Source organism: Aneurinibacillus sp. Ricciae_BoGa-3 (genome assembly GCF_028421645.1).
GTDB lineage: Bacteria > Bacillota > Bacilli > Aneurinibacillales > Aneurinibacillaceae > Aneurinibacillus_B.
Map to the genome: position 1 here is coordinate 2,765,462 of NZ_CP116887.1, position 16,788 is coordinate 2,782,249.

The following is a 16,788-nucleotide window of genomic DNA, read 5'->3' on the forward strand; positions in this document are numbered from 1 at the left end:
ATCTGTTGCTTCAATAGCAGTTGCTCGTTTTTTGTCATCACATGATTACCCTTCCATCATTTAAATGTACAATTCGGTCTGCACGCCGTCCAAGCATTTTACTATGGGTGGCAATTAGAACAGCACCGCCCTTTTTTCGATGCTGATCAAATAATTCAAGAATAGCCATCTCAGTTTGTGCATCGACTTCTCCCGTAGGTTCGTCCGCTAACAAGATGGAAGGGTCTTTCGAGATTGCAACAGCCAGGCCTGCCCGCGCTGCTTCTCCGCCTGACAATTGGGATGGATAAGCCTTTTTTCGATGGCTCAGGCCTACCATTTCGATTAATTGGTTTAAGTATTCCCTATTTGCTTTCTTTGCTAGTTTCATTTGCAACTGTACATTCTCCTCAACTGTGAGGTGGTTGAACAGATTACCCGATTGTTTTAAAATGCCGATGTGCTTCGCTCGCACGGCTGCACGCACGGTTTCTGGCCGGCGGGTTAGACGATTTCCTTGCAGTTCCACGTATCCGCCATCAGGTTCATCCAAACCGACAAGGCATGACAGTAACGTTGACTTACCGCTGCCTGAGGGGCCCATCAGCGCGACCATTTCCCCTGATTCGATCGAGATGTTTACTCCTTTTAGAGCCAGGGTTTCATCTTCTTCTGTATGATAAAATTTATAAATATCATGGGCGGCCAAGACCGGCATCTATTTCCACCTCCAGCTCTCGGACATTTTCTTCCATTGATCCACATTGTCTGCTCCCAGCGGTGCCCATAATGTGAAAGCTGCAACCTTGCCATTCCTGGAGAAATAGAAGCTTTCGTTTTCTAACCGAATTTGCTTGTTGGTGACCGGATTGGGGTCAGAGTTGGCATTAAACTTCACTTCTACCGCTCTGCCACCGGGAAGTGCCACTTCTTTTGTTTCCACGATTTGAACAGCACGCCCTTTTGCGACTAAATGCTGCACTTCATTTTTCTTAAAATTGTCTAATGTGAAAGGGTGGCTACTGGCTGAAACGACTGTTTTTACGCCGTCGAACTTATCTGTATAGCTCACATCTGTCCCGTTCTCTGTCCTGGACCAGCCTTCAGGCGTTGCAAAGGAATAACCGCCTTTTGCTGATGTATACGTAACGAAGGCTTGCGAGTCGGGAATATCTCCTACAGGGTTTTTTTCCGGTGCTAGAGGTTGTTCATTACTCTTCACCGGCTTCTCCGCAGCTCCTGTATTTCCTGATTTAGTGGAGCTGGCCGTTGCTAAATGCGCAGCGGTGTTTGACTGGCTGGATTTATTGGCCGACGCCTGATTTTTATCCGTAGTACTGTTTGGACTAGACGTTGCCGAAGGCTGATCGCTGGCACACCCTGCAAGAAAAAAAGCATCGTTACTGCCCCGATTCCCATTTTCTTTCCCATTTTTGAATCCCTCCTGCTATTTGTTTTCACCGTTCATTATGGTTTTGCCAAATAATAGGTGGGTTGCACCAATATTAGAATTGAATGAGAATAGAACAAGAAATTTTCATAATAAGAAAGCACAGGGCGAATGGCAGCTTTGTGCTTAATGTGTTAATCCGTGTCCTCTTCTTGGTAATTTGATGATCACTTCGGTACCCATTCCTTCTTCTGATAAAACTTCTACCGTGCCTTGGTGCTGATTTACTATGGATTTTGCGATAGGCAGGCCAAGTCCGGTTCCTCCCGTCTTGCGAGCGCGGGAAGCATCCACACGGTAAAATCTCTCGAAAACATTCTCAATTTCATCTTTTGGTATACCGATGCCGTAATCGATGACACGTATGATGGTTTGTTTTTGATTCTGGCTTATGTGTATTTCCACAGCTTTCTTACTGTACTTAAGCGCATTATCTATTAAGATAAGAAGCAGCTGTTTTATTTTTAGGGAGTCTCCAAAAATCATTATCGAAGGAGAATCTGGCGTTATCTTAATTGAACGGTTATATAAATCAGCGAGTAATTTACCAACATTGTTACATAGCTCAACCAGGTCGAATTCATGAAACGAAAGGTTATTTTCTTGTTCAGAGGAAGTCAGATCGAGCATTTGTTTTGTGAGTTTTTTCATATGAATCGCTTCTTCATGTATGGAGCCAATGGCTTCTTTCTGAACTTCTGCGTCGTTCATGCCCCACCGCAACAACATATTCGTATAGCTTTCAATAATGGTCAGGGGCGTTTTCAATTCATGAGAGGCATCGGAAACAAACTGGCGTTGCTTCATAAAGCTCATCTGCAGCCGCTCAATCATGTGATTGAAAGTAGAGATAAGTTGATAGATTTCGTCCTGGGGCTTTTCCTCTACGCGAATTTTTTTAAATGTTAAACTCTCTTCAATTTCCTTCATGGTAAGAATCATATTAGAGAGCGGGCGCAGCATCATTTTGGACAGCAGCATACTGCTCATAATGGTGAGAAGGACAGCACCCAGTGAGGAGAAAAGCAAGAGAGAAATGAGCGTGCTTATATTCCCTTCCAATGACACCAGTTTTTCTCCCATTTCTAATGTACCTATGGCTCTTCCTTCAACAACAATCGGGGAACGTACGATGAGGATTTGATGTCCATTTACCGAGTAGAGATCAGAACTCGATGCCGGAGTGAATTTGCCCGCGATCTTGGTCACATCCAGATCATCTGTCAGCTGGTTTACCATGTCCCCTTCTTTGTCCACTACCCGAATCATGGAGTTGTCCGGTAAAAAGGTTTGGAGCAGATTCTCTTTATGCTGTGTCAGTAAAATACTTGGCTGGACATTCTCCACCACATTGTCTGCCTTTGATACTAACATTTCCTTTTCATTTGCTGTGGTTATTTTAATGAACAAGAAATAAATAATAAAATTAACGAGGATTAAAATGCAGATGACTAGGATGGAAGTATACAAGGATATCTTTACTTTAAAACTCATTGGTCGTTCTCCCGAATACAGTAGCCAACACCACGGATTGTCTGGATATATTGGGTATTAAAAACATAGTCTATTTTCTTTCGCAAATACCGGATGTACACATCAACAACGTTCGTTTCACCAATAAAGTTGAAGCCCCACACATGATTGATGATTTGCTCACGGTTTAGGACGATATTTTTGTTCTTCATTAAAAAGATAAGTAAATCAAACTCTTTAGGCGTAAGTTCAATTTTTTCACCTTCGCATTCGACTTCCCTGGTCAGCGTATTCACCATTAGCGCGCCATTTCGCATAACAGAAGGATATACATTTTCTTTAATTCCTTCATTCATGGTTTGCCGATTTCGGATGCAGGCGCGAATTCTCGCTAATAGCTCTTCCATGTCAAATGGTTTCGTTATATAATCATTTGCCCCCTGGTCCAAACCGCTTACCTTATCGGGCACGGTATCTTTCGCTGTTAAGAAGATAACCGGTGTAAAGGAATCCGTCTTACGCAATCTTCTCAATACTTCCGTGCCGCTGAGTTCCGGAAGCATGATATCGAGTAAAATCAAATCCCACGATTGCTCAAGCGCTAGATCCAAACCTTTTCTTCCGGTATCGGCCTTCTGTACATAATAACCTTCATAGCCTAATTCCAGTTCAAGCAATCGGCTTATTTTCTCTTCGTCTTCTACAACTAAAATTCGTTCACTCATCAACGTGATCACCTTCTTTATCGATAGCTCAACTGTAGTGTATGTGTTATTTTTTTCTACTTTTAAGTATACCATGTAATTGATTACGGTAAATTTTCTGACGTTCCCGCATTAAAAATAGACCGTTTGCGTATGAACACGGTCTGTTTAAGCGGTTGGTGTAGGGCCCTCAATTCACGCGGTGCTCCACAATTTCGTATACATATGCAAGTTCGCGCCCCAGGAATTGTGCTTTAAATGCGATTTGAGAACCAATTGCCAATGGTTTTTGTGTTCGCCATTCTGCTGATTGGATATTTACATACCATTCAGGAGCATTGTCAGGGTTTGCTGCATACTCTGCAACTCTGTTGCGTGGACACGCTATCTTGATTTGTGCTAAAACGTCTACCATATTTCATACCTCAATCATGAAGTTTTTGAGTTCATTTTTTTGATTCTGTATATTCTTTTAACTTACCAAGTAAGAATGCCCATCCTTTTCGATGTTCTTCTTCCCATTGCGGCTCCAAAAGCCCAACAGCATCATGGGATAATCTTAACAGCGTGCTAGAACCTTTTTCTTCCAATTTGTAGGAATAATGGCTGTTTACTGCACCCGTCATACCTAATAGACCTATAAGTCTAATTTCTACTGGCTTCTTGAAATAAATAACCGTTCCCCATACGATTCCCTGTTCGTTTCCGCAGTCTTCATAAAAAAGTCCATTCAATTTTGGTTCAAGAATCAATTTCGTTTCCTTGCCCCCTAATCGGAACTCCCACCAATCGTTAATTTCCTCCGTTAAACCGTTGAAAACACGCTGTGGTGATGCCTCGATCATGACCTCTTGTTCGATTTGAAAGGTACCAAATGCAAGCTTAGTGTCCTTACTATCCATGTTCGCTGTTCCCCTTTCTTTAGCTTCCAGCTTATCTTTTAAATTTAAAAGTGAAGATGACAACTTTGATTCGTATTTGCTTACCCACCGGTTATAGAGCTGCTGCAGCGGCACGGCATTTAAATAATTTAAACGCTCTCTTCCTCGTCGTCTGACAATGACAAGGCTCACTTGTTCTAATATAGCCAGATGTTTCATAATCGCATAACGAGACACTTGAAATTTATCGCTAAGTTCCCCCGTGGTCATCGGTCCGTCGTTTAAAAAATCTAATATTTGAACTCTTGCAGGGTGAGCCAGTGCTTTGAACATTTGCGTTATATCGTTACTCATTTAATGATTTCGCTCAATTCCTTCACAAATTATGTTACAAAAAAGTAACATGTTTAACGTGACCAAATCGTAACATGTTAAAGGTAAATATGCAAGGTAGTAAACATTGGAAACATGGATTCCCTTTTTTCATCAACATGCGACTTGTTCAAATAGCACCAACATGCTTCAGGCAAAAAAATCAAACGTTAATGGATTGAATATAATATTTCTGTGTATAGGTAAGTAAAACACTTCAGAGGAGGACCCCTAGGCATGGAACAAGAGCAAATATTTATTGTGGAATATGAATGCCCGCTATATGGTTCCGTATTCTACCGAAATGTGTCTGCGACAAACATGGAAGAAGCTTGTGGCCAAATTACAGCGATGCAGCCTGACATGATGATTCGTGCCGTTTCCTTATTACCTATATAATATAGTTTACCCACAATGGGTTATGTAATTAAAACAAAACCACTCTCGGAAGTGGAGTGGTTTTGAAATAATTGATGTTTAATTTTGCATCTGTTTGACTGCTATGACATACTTCTGATGCCATTTTTCCCATTCACCTTTTGGAAATTCCATATACCGGCCCTCCAGCAGAGCAGATAAAACATCCAGGCATACATGCCATCCCGCTAAATCTTTTGATGTGTGATCAGTTAATGTGCTGATAAATTCTTTCAGTACTAATAGACACCCATCAGGCTTTGGGTATAATTCAAATCGAACCCGATCTTTGCCCCATGTGTATTCCAGGACCGAATAGGGTTCAAAATCTAAAATCTCAATATCAATAAACGTGCCGGAACCGTCCTTCATATCGAATTTTATGGTTCCCCCTTTTCGAAGGTCCTCTACGTGAAGGTTGTGCATCCATCTTGCCAGCTTATCATTTTCCGTTAAAGCAGCCCACACTTTTTCTACGGAATGTTTTAAGGGACGATCATACCGGGCGAGATAGCCACCTTCAATTTTTTCAATCACTGCTAACATTTTTTATTCCTCCTCGTCTAAAAATTGTTCAAGTGCATCAAGCCTGTCCGACCAGTCTTGACGGTAAGGCTGCAGCCAATTATCAATTTCTTGCAGCGGCTCTACACGTAAATGGTAAATATGCCTCTGTGATTCCTTGCTAGTCGTGACTAAGCCAGCTTCTCGTAATATTCGAAGATGTTTTGAAACGCCTGGTTGACTTAATTGAGATCGTTCAACTATTTCCCCAACTGATCTGGGACGGGTTCGTAGCAGGTCGATTATGTATCTCCTGTTTGTTTCAGCTATGATCTCGAATATGTTAGAGGGTTTCCTTTGATTTTGCATCCTCATCACAGTCCTGTTTATTCATTTCCTTACCATACGTTTATATGACCATATAGTTATATTACCCAAAAGTTATATCTCGTAAAAGTTATATAAGTTGTTCATCACCTGGCCGTTAAAGACACAAAAAGCTCCCTCGGCAGCATAATCCCAAGGGAGTTTGTGTTCGGTGTAAAACTTATTTTGAAAGAATAGTGCAACATTTCGGACCAGAAAATAAAGTGATTATGTATGAATTCAATTTGGTTGGGTACATTTAAACCAAAAACTGCTTCCAATTAAATGATTCATTGGATCGCATTTACTAATGAAATTGACCCTGAATGTATGATATATTAATTTTTGTCGCTTCGATAAACGACAAACATGAAATGGTGAGTAGTCGCGCGGATTTTAGTCCGTGAGGAAAGTCCAGGCTCGCACAGTGCTGAGACGCCTGTAGTGTTCGTGCCATCCGCAAGGGTGGGCAGCCGATTCGTATCGGCTGACGGCGGTGAAATCATGCTAACTCCTTTTGGATATGCTGAGATTAGCCTGAAAGTGCCACAGAGACGGAGCTCTTCTGGAAACGGAGGAGGTGGAACGAGGTAAACCCCACGAGCGAGCAACCCAAATTTAGGTAGGGGCATCATCCTGCGGGAAATCAACCAAAGGGATGGATCGGCCGTTGGTCGATAGTCACATGACTACTGCTTCCTGTACGAGGCTGGCTGCCGCTTAAGTACAGAAGAACAGAACCTGGCTTACAGCCATTTCATGAGCCGAATTGTTTTTTTCTCCGCAAGTTAAATATGCGGGTGTTGTTCAATGCTGGTGTGGCACAGTTGGTAGCGCACTTCACTCGTAACTCCATTGGAGAAGTACCCAAGTGGTTATAAGGGGACGCACTCGAAATGCGTTAGGGCGGGCAACTGCCGCGTGAGTTCGAATCTCACCTTCTCCGCCATTTGGAGAAATAGCTCAGCCGATGTTAGGTATCCTCTTTATTATTGCCTTTCAACTAAAATTCGAAGGAAGCACCCATTAATGGAGTGCTTCCTTTTGTTTTAACGTTTACTTTCACGATTAATCGATGCTTAAAACAACCCTTCCGTTGATCGCACCATGTTCCAGACGTTCAAATACATCGTTTACATTTTCCAGAGGCTGAACTTCAATATTGGCTTTTACTTTACCGTCTGCTGCAAATTGCAACGCCTCTTTTAAATCGATGCGTGTACCCACAATGGAACCCAGTACTTTTACGCCATTTAATACGGTATCAAAAATCGGAATCGGCAAGTCAGCATTTGGCAAGCCTACAACAACACAGCTTCCTCCACGTTTTACTGAATCATATGCCTGCCTAAACGCTCTTTGTGTAACGGCGACACTAATCGCCGCTTTCACGCCACCCAGCTCTTCCTGGATTTTTTGTGCCGGATCGACCTGCATTCCATTCACTGTGATATCAGCGCCCAGCTGTTTGGCTAAATGCAATTTGTCATCCTGAATATCAACTGCTACTACCTTGAATCCCATGGCTTTCGCATACTGCAGAGCGATATGCCCTAGGCCGCCAATGCCATAAATGGCAACCCAATCTCCCGCTTTTGCACCTGACACTTTAAGCGCTTTATAGGTTGTTACGCCTGCACAAAAGATAGGAGCTGCTTCCTCAAACGTTAAGTTATCAGGCACCTTTGCTACATAAGCTGCTGGTGCTTTGCAATATTGTGCAAATCCACCGTCTACCGAATACCCCGCATTTAACTGTTGTTTACAAAGCGTCTCCCACCCGGACAAACAGTATTCGCATTCGCCGCATGCTGAATACAGCCAAGGAATTCCAACACGATCTCCTACTTTTAGAGATGTGACATCATCGGCTACTGCTTCAATAATACCGACGCCTTCGTGGCCAGGGATAAGCGGCATTTTTGCTTTAACAGGCCAGTCCCCTTGCACCGCATGCAGGTCAGTATGGCATACGCCGCAAGCTTTGATGCGTACAAGAATTTCACCCGGGCCGATTTCAGGTTTGTCCACCACTGTAATTTTAAATGGCTCGTTAAAATCTGATGCCACCGCTGCCTTCATTGACTGGGTTCCCATTTTCTTATTTGCTTCTAACGCTTTTGTATCCATTATAATTCCTCCCTCTCGTATTCGATAATTAACATGCACGCAAACGCTCTTTACTTCCACATCCACACGCCTATTGCCAGGCTGTATGTAGATTTAATTTATTTGTTGCGAACGTGGCAGAATTGCCCTACTATTATCCTAAATAATAGGAAAACACCTCATTTTCACTTCCTTTCTCTTCTTTTTTCAACTTGCTCTTTACGTTTAATATACAATTGCAAGCCGCGTGCCAATTTATCTGATAAATTGTAATATACGTACTATTACTTGTTTCCCTATGATTCGCTTGTTATGTATGTTCAAGAGAAAAAAGGATAAGGACAAATTCACGTCTTATTGAGCCGATTTTTCGGCTTTATAAAACAACGAATTGGCCAAGGAGGAATTTTGTATGAATATCTCTAAGTTTGTCATGCCAGAAATTATTTTTGGAAAAGACTCCTTACAGCAAGCTGGCGAGTGCTGCTTACGTCTCGGAGCAAAAAAGGTGCTTGTCGTCAGTGACCCCGGTGTCATGGAAGCCGGGTGGGTGGATAAAGTAACAGACATATGCCGCACATCGCATCTGCCCTATGAAATTTTTTATGAAATCACCGCCAACCCAAAGGATTATGAAATTACCAGGGGTGTTGATATCTATCAAGCGTGTGAATGTGATGCGATTATAGGTGTAGGAGGAGGCAGTGCCATTGACGCCGCCAAAGCCATTGCAATTTTAGCAACCAATGGCGGAACCATTCATGATTATGAGGGAGTTGACAAAATTGAAGTCCCGCTTCCTCCTCTTCTAATGATCCCTACAACAGCAGGTTCCGGGTCTGAAGTCTCCCAGTTTTCTGTGATTGTTGATTCCAAGCGTCATGTGAAAATGACCATTATCTCAAAATCTCTCATACCTGATATCGCCATTACCGATCCGTATACCCTCGTAACAAAAAACAGGGATCTGACCGCAGAAACTGGAATGGACGTACTGACTCACGCGATCGAAGCTTTTGTCAGTGCCGCTGCCACTCCTCTGACCGACGTCCAGGCAAAAAACGCCATGATCCTTGTGGCGAAGTATTTGCGTCCTTCTGTCGCTTCCAGAACAAACGAAGAAGCCAAAACAGCGATGGCTATGGCAAGCCTTCAGGCAGGACTTGCCTTTTCCAATGCCATCCTTGGTGCCGTCCATGCGATGTCTCATGCTGTGGGAGGGTATTTGGATATGCCGCATGGAAAACTAAATGCTATCTTGCTGCCATATGTGATGGAATATAATTTTCTTGCTGCGCCCGAACGTTTTTTGCAAATTGCTGAGTTGCTGGGACAAAATATTGGCGGAATGGCAAGCTGTGAGGCAGGAAAATTAGCGATCCACCACGTGAAACAACTGGCTGCGGATATCGGCATCCCACCCCGGCTCTCCGATATTGGGTTACGAGAAGAGCATATCGAACAAATGAGTGATGCAGCCAGCAAGGATGTTTGTATCATTACCAATCCTCGCGATATTGCGATTAAAGATTTAGAAGAGATATTTTATCGAGCACTTTAGGAGGACGGCGAAATGATTGAAGATAAACGGGAGGTCATCCAGCTTCTTACGGGTGTCAAATCTTCTAAGCGCAATTATTACAATGAGCTGAAAAAAACCGTGCTCAGCCTGCAAAAGAAAAATATGCAGATTGAAATCATTAATCAAGTTGTAAAAAGCTTTAACGTGGACATGTGTATGGATGATATGCTAAAGAATGTAATGAATAAGCTTGAAAAACTCTTCCCTTTTACCAGACTTTCTCTCTCTACTTTTGAAAAAGAAAGGCTACTGGTAAGCAATGTCCATCCACAAAAACTTACAGCGATGCCGCCAGGGACCGTCCTTGACGAACAAAATTCGCTGTACTGGAAAGCTATCCGTGAAGAAAAGGCCATTCTTCATTCAATCGGTACCGCCGATAAAGATAGGATTTATGCGGAAGATACAACGCTTGATAAACTGGGTCTCAGCCAAGTTTTGCTACTTCCTTTATTCAGTAAAAAGCGGGCTGTCGGCATACTCAGCCTGGGTGGAACAACACGGATTAACTATGAAACTTCTGATTTTGTTTTTCTTCAGCAATTAGCTGATCAACTGGCTGTCTGTATTGAAAATTCACGACTGTATAACGATGTCACTAAAAAATTACATATTGAAGCACAGCTCGTTCAATCCGCAAAACTTGCGGCCATTGGTGAAATGGCGGCCGGGGTAGCCCATGAACTCAATAATCCTTTGACAGCCGTCCTGGGAAATACCCAGCTTTTGCTTAGAGAAAGCAGCCCAGACAGCCTGCAAAACAAACTTCTGCTCGATATGGTTACTTGTGGCAAGCGCTGTAAAAATATAATTCAAAATCTACTTACATTTTCCAGGCAGAATGATTACATCTTCTATGAGTGCTCATTAAATCAGGCCGTGGAACAAGTGCTTAGCCTGGTAGGTTATCAGATTGAACGCAATAATATTCATATTCATGCTGAATTTTACGAGGGATTGCCGCAGGTGGAAGGCAATCTGCAACAAATAGAGCAAATTATTTTAAACTTACTATTAAACGCCAAAGATGCCGTAGAAGAAAGTGCACAGGACGTGAAAAGAATTACCATTCGTACAGGGATCAAAACAACACAGCCGCTAGAAAAATTCATTTTTTTTTGTGTAGATGATAATGGGTGCGGAATTAAGGAAGAAGAGAAGGGGCAGATTTTCAATCCTTTTTTCACAACAAAAGAAGCAAGAAAAGGAACAGGACTCGGTCTTTCTGTAAGTCTAGGGATCGCCAAAGCACACGGTGGAACGATAGAGGTAGAAAGCGAAGCCGGATTGGGCAGCCGCTTTACCCTGTTGCTGCCTGTATCTACTAGCAGCGGATAAAGAACATCGGAGGGAATGTAATGAAACGCATTTTAATCATTGATGATGAATTCGAAGTGCAAAACTTCTTCTCTTTTCTGCTTCGTAACAAGGGATTTGATCTGTCTTTTGCTTCAAACAAAGATGAGATAGATGGATGTCTTGCGTGTAAACCTTATCAATTAGCCCTGGTTGATTTAAAATTACCCGATACAGACGGAATTACTATTCTTAAGGACATTAAACAGCGAATGCCAGCTTGTAAAGTGGTGATTATGACAGGATATAGTACAGTTAAATCCGCACTGGAAGCGATCCGCCTCGGTGCTGACGACTATATCGAGAAACCATTTGATGACATAACAGAATTAGAATTGTTGATAGACAAATTATTAACATCTGAAACAAGCCTCGATCAGGATAAAGCGCTGGAACTCGCTGAGCAAATCGGATTTGTCATTGGAGAGAGCCAGAAGATGCACCATTTGCTTTCTCTTGCGTACAAGGTCGCGCAAAAAAATGTTACCCTTCTGATCGAAGGAGAGACCGGAACAGGAAAAGAAGTGCTAGCCCGTTTCATTCACGAGGCAAGTTCCCGCTTAGTCCATCCTTTTATCGGTGTCAATTGCGGTGCATTAACCGAAACGTTATTAGAAAGTGAACTGTTCGGCCATGAAAAAGGAGCGTTTACAGGGGCGACACAGCTGCGAAAAGGTTTTTTTGAAATTGCCAGTAAGGGTACGCTGTTTCTTGATGAAATCGGAGATGCTTCGCCATCCATTCAGGTAAAATTGCTGCGTATCCTGGAGACAAGAGAATTCATGCGTGTAGGGAGCGAAAGGCATTTGCATACAGACACCCGCATCATTGCCGCTTCACATATTCATTTAAATGAAGCCGTTAATCAAGGGAAGTTTCGTGAAGATTTGCTGTATCGGCTGGACGTGGTTAAGCTGCATATTCCACCGCTTCGCGAACGTAAAGAAGATATCCCTTTTCTTGCAAAATATTTACTAAAGCGCCATGCGGCACAACAGCTTTCTTTTTCATCTGATGCAGTGCATTTAATGGAACAATATGGCTGGCCAGGAAACGTGCGCGAACTGTCTAATGTCATTACACGCGCGATTACGTTTGCTGACGGGGAAACAACGATCATTACACCTGAGTATTTATCCATCAATCTAGAAATATCAAAACACTCTCCCTTTCCTCAGGCTAAACAGCAAGAATGGGTAGGAAACCAGGAAGCGAAAGATATCATTTCGCTTGAACAGCACCTTGAGAAATGGAAAGAGGGTATCCTATCGCAATGGAAAAGCAGCGGAACAATCGATTTGCCATCCATTATGGAACAGACAAAAAAACTGGAACAGGTAGTAGGAACAGCATTTGTAAAAAAGGCACTTCGTGAAACAATTGGAAATCGCAAAGAAGCGTCGCGGCTCCTCAATATTAGTCCGCGTAATTTGCGTTATCTTTTGAATGAAAAGGGAAAGGATTGTTAAATGTTAAGGACAGCATCCGCGCTGTCCCTTTTATAGTTAAATACTCTTATGGCTAGTAACAAAAATCTTATTAACATCTTCAATTAATATATCTTAAAGAGTCCCACGGGAAGTTCAATTCCTACCGTCGTCCCTTTATTTTCTTCGCTTTTAATTTTTATTTTTCCGAAATGATTTTCGATAATTTTATAACTCACCATTAAACCTAAACCCGTTCCTTTTTCTTTTGTTGTATAAAACGGCTCCCCTAATTTTGATATTCGGCTAGCTGGAATTCCACAGCCCTGGTCAACAAATTTAATTCGGACGTATCCATCCTTGTCCAATTCCACATGAACAGAAATATCGCCACCTGATGGCATAGCCTCCATAGCATTTTTTAAAACATTAATAAAAACTTGTTTTAACTGACTCTCTACACAGTTAATTTGAACGTTATCTAAATCGAACGCTGTTAGGATTTGAACATTGTTTTTGTGAGCTTCACTTTCAAGTAAGGTAACCACACTTGTAATAATTTGAATGAGATCCTTTACTTCATAGTTTGTATATTGGGGCTTGGAAAGGATTAAAAACTCACTCACTATAGAATTGATTCGTTCAAGTTCAGATAACATGATCTCATAATAGAATTTATTTTTGTGGGACTCTTCTTTTAATAACTGAACAAAACCTTTTAAAGAAGTTAAAGGATTTCTGATTTCATGAGCAATTCCCGCAGCTAATTCACTAACAATGGAAAGTTTATCTGTCTTGCGAAGAATTTCTTCTGTTTTTTTCCGCTCTGTAATATCTAAAAGCGTCCCCACAATGGCTGGCTTTCCTTTATATATGGTGACAGTTCCATGCACTTCACATTCAATAATACTCCCATCTTTCTTCAAACCTTTTATTTGATAATGAAGACTATTGTTGTCACCACTTATTCGTTTGTGGAAATTTTCGATCCATTGTTTCTTTTCTCCGTTTTGCAAGAGGTCTAAGGGACTTAACTTTAATAACTCATCTACCGTATATCCGAAAATTTCCGCATAACGAGGATTAACATATTGATAAGTATTTTCTTGATAAATATAAACACCTACAAGAGCTCTTTCCACGAGATTTCTATATTTTGCTTCCGCTTCAATAAGAGCTTCCTCTATTTGCTTACGTCCAGTGATGTCCCTTCCAATTACCACCATACCCTTACGTTCACCATTCGAATGAAAAATGGGAACCTTAATCGTATCAAAAAAAGAGAATTCCCATCAGATGTTTGAATAACTTCTTCCACCCGTACCATTTCACTGGCTGTCCACGCTTGTTCATCTGTTTGAAAGCAACTCAACAGGTCCTCTTTGCGTGGTGTATATTCCGCAAGCTCCACGTCCGTTTTACCCCTGTAGGGTACGTCGCCTAATTCAAATAAATCGAGAGCCGTGGAATTTACTTCAAGCCAACGTCCTTCCCCATCTTTAAAGAAAATACCATCTGGGAGGACATTAATTAAGGTACGAAGGCGTTTCTCACTTTCCTGAAGTTCTTCTTCCGTTTTCTTTCTTTGTGTAATGTCCCTTGCAATGATGACCACATTTTTAACATGTCCAAATTCATCCACTACCGGTTTTACATTCGCTTCAACAACAATCCAATCTCCATTAACATGTTTATATCGATGTTCCACCTGGAATTCTTGTTTATTTGTGATGATATCATCGAATCTATTTTGGATATCGATTACATCTTCTGGATGGATAAATTGAAAAGGCCTAACTCCTATATATTCTTCTGCTGAAAATCCTGTCATTGATTTATGTGAAGGTGAAGCATATTCAACAATTCCGTCATGATCTAAAACACAAATAACATCCGACATATTTTCTGTAATCAATCTATATTTACTCTCACTATCTTTTAACTCTCTCTCGATATTTTTCTGCTTTGTGATATCCTTTGCAATAACAAATATGCCAACTATTTTACGATTAACTTGTATAGGAACATTTTTTATAGATAAATTAATAATTGTCCCATTTTTATGTTTAATATTAAGATAGTAATTTTGTGATGAACCTTCTAGCGTTCTTTTAAAATGATAACCAATTTTATTTAAATCTCTCTTTCCTGTTATCTCTTTTAGTAGCGTGCTATTTATTTCTTCAGGGGTATATCCTGTGATCTCCACTGTAGCCGGATTAACACTCTCGAAAATTCCCTCCCTACTAATTGTGCAAATCGCGTCTGGATTGTAGCTAAGTAAAGATCGAAACCGTTCTTCAAGCTCCATATAATTTTGCTTATTTAATACACTATTTTTATAAGGCATGTTAAACTCCCTTTTTACTATGTGGTCGTTAATGCTATTATAATGTATCTATATAGCTATAACATAGACGAACACAAATAATAAAAATAGAATAGGAAACCCCCTCAACAATTTAACGGTAGCCGAGGCAGATACAAGCACCCCTGCACCTACCTGAATGCAGGCGGCAACACACTCGGGATTTCCAAGCCTATGCCAGGCTACAATCTTAAAATTGTGCAGTTATTTTCCAAACGAGCGCCACCATAAACGATAAAAAGGGGATGAGTAAGCTATACCCCATGATTTTTCTAAGGAGTTTGGCTTCCGATCCCGCAGGCAGACCCGATGCTTTCACAGCTGCTTCCACGGCTTGAGGAGAAACCATCTTTCCCCCGACTGCAGCAACAGCAAAACTGGCGGCAATCCCGGAAGTTGGCAGATGCGTAATTTGTGCTGCATACGATTGTAATCCTCCGAAAAGGGCAATGGATGCTGAATTACTGCCTGTTAAGAAGGTTCCCAGCCACCCCATCAGAGGAGCCACAAGCAGATATCCTGAAGAAAGCTGTTGAAAAGGTGAAGCAAGCGTTCCTGATATTCCGCTGTATACGAGCAAAAAGCCTACGGACGTAATCAAGGCAAGATTAAGCGCTACTATTTTCATGGAATACAAAGAGCTAACGAACAGACGAAACCAGGTCCTTATAGCCATGCGTGAAGTGACAGCTGTGATGAAGGCCGCTAACACGATCGCTGTGCCGGAAGAGGCCACGATTTGCCCTTTCCATACAACCGATAACGCACCATCTCCAAATGGCGCATGCGAGATCACCTGTTTATCTAATAAAGCAATTGGCCAATTTCTGTCCAAACTCTTCAGGATAGATTGAATACCTGGAACATTCCATACTGCGACACAGGCCGTCAGTAACAGAAAGGGCCACCAGCTTTTCATAAATGCCTTGATGGTGATGGTCTGGACAAATACCCCTTTCCTCTTCGCCAGATATAAGATGACAGCGATGTAAGCCACCGAGCCAATAATGGCCCCTAAAGAAGGAGAGATATAAAAGACACTCAGTAACGTGACGCCCGCATAACTCGCACCGCCTAACAAGATGGGTGACACTAGCTTTACGGAGGACTTCCAGCCACATGTGGCGATACAGGTGATAAACGGTGCGATCATCGCCGGAATGATGTCAAATAGCACATTCTGGAGCACAACATCCGCGAGCGGCTGGCCGGTAACCTGTGATAGCAATAGAATAGGCACCCCCACTCCACCAAATACCGCTGGCACCGCGCTGGATGTTAATGTTGCAATCGCGCTTTTCACGGAAGGAACGCCTAACTGAGTCAGCAAAGCGGTGACGATTACAATAGGGGCTAAAAAACCGGCCGTACTGTCAATAAATGCAGTTAAACCAAAACCAACAAGCAGGACTTTCCATTCAATCCCCTCTTCCTCTGTTGTAAGAGTAGACTGAATCGATTGGATATAGCCGCATTGCTCTGCCACTTTAAAAAGAAAGATAGAGCTCCAGATCATATAAAAAAGAGGAAAAAGAGCAAAAAGAAAGCCGTATAAAATCCCTCCTGCGATCATGCTGGGTGGCATTTTCCATACACCAGCAGCCAAAATTGCTGTCAGGAGCAAGGTCAGCACATAGGCTTTAGGAGGTTTCAGCCAACCGGATAAAAGAAAGATACAAAGTACGGCAAGAGGCAAAATAGCTAGTAATAGAGAAAGAATAACGGGCTGGAAAGGTGTATACGTTTGTTCGAACAACTGGTTCACTCCTTTCATCCAGCATTCGTTAACAAAAACAAGCA

At 41.9% G+C, this 16,788-nt stretch carries 17 protein-coding genes, 1 tRNA gene and 1 other RNA gene; 6 read left to right on the forward strand and 13 right to left on the reverse strand.

The genetic code is table 11. The features are described from left to right. Positions 1–37: 37 nt before the first annotated feature. The 7 genes from PP175_RS14000 to PP175_RS14030 form a co-directional block, all read right to left on the reverse strand. The gene (locus PP175_RS14000) at positions 38–697 is read right to left on the reverse strand and encodes an ABC transporter ATP-binding protein (RefSeq protein WP_272438956.1); all 660 of its coding nucleotides are present in this window, start codon (positions 695–697) and stop codon (positions 38–40) included. Continuing rightward, positions 698–1,201 (reverse strand): PsbP-related protein, encoded by a 504-nt coding sequence (locus PP175_RS14005; protein WP_272438957.1) that lies wholly within the window; start codon positions 1,199–1,201, stop codon positions 698–700. Between the two features lie 50 nt (positions 1,202–1,251). Further along, positions 1,252–1,410 (reverse strand): hypothetical protein, encoded by a 159-nt coding sequence (locus PP175_RS14010; RefSeq protein WP_272438958.1) that lies wholly within the window; start codon positions 1,408–1,410, stop codon positions 1,252–1,254. A 145-nt stretch (positions 1,411–1,555) separates the two neighbouring features. Beyond that, positions 1,556–2,923 (reverse strand): HAMP domain-containing sensor histidine kinase, encoded by a 1,368-nt coding sequence (locus tag PP175_RS14015; RefSeq protein WP_272438959.1) that lies wholly within the window; start codon positions 2,921–2,923, stop codon positions 1,556–1,558. Then, complete coding sequence (locus PP175_RS14020; protein WP_272438960.1) at positions 2,920–3,627, reverse strand: response regulator transcription factor; 708 nt, start codon at positions 3,625–3,627, stop codon at positions 2,920–2,922. Before PP175_RS14020 ends, PP175_RS14015 begins: the two co-directional genes overlap by 4 nt. A gap of 169 nt (positions 3,628–3,796) precedes the next feature. Continuing rightward, the gene (locus PP175_RS14025; RefSeq protein WP_272438961.1) at positions 3,797–4,021 is read right to left on the reverse strand and encodes an SRPBCC family protein; all 225 of its coding nucleotides are present in this window, start codon (positions 4,019–4,021) and stop codon (positions 3,797–3,799) included. A gap of 31 nt (positions 4,022–4,052) precedes the next feature. Next, positions 4,053–4,841 carry an ArsR/SmtB family transcription factor gene (locus tag PP175_RS14030; protein ID WP_272438962.1) on the reverse strand — a complete coding sequence of 263 codons (789 nt, stop codon included), beginning with the start codon at positions 4,839–4,841 and terminating at the stop codon, positions 4,053–4,055. A 255-nt stretch (positions 4,842–5,096) separates the two neighbouring features. On the opposite strand from PP175_RS14030, the gene PP175_RS14035 reads away from it, so the two are divergent. Further along, positions 5,097–5,258 carry a hypothetical protein gene (locus tag PP175_RS14035; RefSeq protein WP_272438963.1) on the forward strand — a complete coding sequence of 54 codons (162 nt, stop codon included), beginning with the start codon at positions 5,097–5,099 and terminating at the stop codon, positions 5,256–5,258. 78 nt (positions 5,259–5,336) lie between these two features. Here the strand turns inward: PP175_RS14035 and PP175_RS14040 are convergent, their stop codons facing one another. Together PP175_RS14040 and PP175_RS14045 are read right to left on the reverse strand one after the other, a co-directional pair. Beyond that, complete coding sequence (locus PP175_RS14040) at positions 5,337–5,822, reverse strand: SRPBCC family protein (RefSeq protein WP_272438964.1); 486 nt, start codon at positions 5,820–5,822, stop codon at positions 5,337–5,339. 3 nt (positions 5,823–5,825) lie between these two features. After that, on the reverse strand, positions 5,826–6,149 hold the full coding sequence (locus PP175_RS14045) for an ArsR/SmtB family transcription factor (protein WP_272438965.1): 324 nt from the start codon (positions 6,147–6,149) through the stop codon (positions 5,826–5,828). 370 nt (positions 6,150–6,519) lie between these two features. On the opposite strand from PP175_RS14045, the gene rnpB reads away from it, so the two are divergent. Then, positions 6,520–6,900, forward strand: an RNA gene (gene rnpB / locus PP175_RS14050) — RNase P RNA component class B. Positions 6,901–7,003: 103 nt separating this feature from the next. Beyond that, positions 7,004–7,095 (forward strand) — tRNA-Ser (locus tag PP175_RS14055). A gap of 119 nt (positions 7,096–7,214) precedes the next feature. Here PP175_RS14055 and adhP read toward each other — a convergent pair. Beyond that, entirely contained in the window at positions 7,215–8,228 is a 1,014-nt protein-coding gene (gene adhP, locus PP175_RS14060) for an alcohol dehydrogenase AdhP (RefSeq protein WP_272443270.1), read from the reverse strand. 439 nt (positions 8,229–8,667) lie between these two features. On the opposite strand from adhP, the gene PP175_RS14065 reads away from it, so the two are divergent. From PP175_RS14065 to PP175_RS14075, 3 genes are read left to right on the forward strand one after another with little or no spacing between them, the layout of a single operon-like run. Then, positions 8,668–9,816, forward strand: coding sequence for an iron-containing alcohol dehydrogenase (locus PP175_RS14065; protein WP_272438966.1), 1,149 nt, complete (start codon positions 8,668–8,670; stop codon positions 9,814–9,816). A 12-nt stretch (positions 9,817–9,828) separates the two neighbouring features. Continuing rightward, entirely contained in the window at positions 9,829–11,175 is a 1,347-nt protein-coding gene (locus PP175_RS14070; RefSeq protein ID WP_272438967.1) for an ATP-binding protein, read from the forward strand. Positions 11,176–11,195: 20 nt separating this feature from the next. Further along, positions 11,196–12,662: a sigma-54-dependent transcriptional regulator gene (locus tag PP175_RS14075; protein ID WP_272438968.1), complete on the forward strand. Its 1,467-nt coding sequence runs from the start codon at positions 11,196–11,198 to the stop codon at positions 12,660–12,662. 83 nt (positions 12,663–12,745) lie between these two features. Here PP175_RS14075 and PP175_RS14080 read toward each other — a convergent pair whose 3' ends face one another. The 3 genes from PP175_RS14080 to PP175_RS14090 form a co-directional block, all read right to left on the reverse strand. Then, positions 12,746–13,846, reverse strand: a complete 1,101-nt coding sequence (locus PP175_RS14080; protein WP_272438969.1) for an ATP-binding protein — start codon at positions 13,844–13,846, stop codon at positions 12,746–12,748. Next, positions 13,837–14,970, reverse strand: a complete 1,134-nt coding sequence (locus tag PP175_RS14085; protein WP_272438970.1) for a bifunctional diguanylate cyclase/phosphodiesterase — start codon at positions 14,968–14,970, stop codon at positions 13,837–13,839. Before PP175_RS14085 ends, PP175_RS14080 begins: the two co-directional genes overlap by 10 nt. A gap of 208 nt (positions 14,971–15,178) precedes the next feature. Continuing rightward, the gene (locus PP175_RS14090) at positions 15,179–16,744 is read right to left on the reverse strand and encodes an L-lactate permease (RefSeq protein ID WP_272438971.1); all 1,566 of its coding nucleotides are present in this window, start codon (positions 16,742–16,744) and stop codon (positions 15,179–15,181) included. Positions 16,745–16,788: the final 44 nt, after the last annotated feature.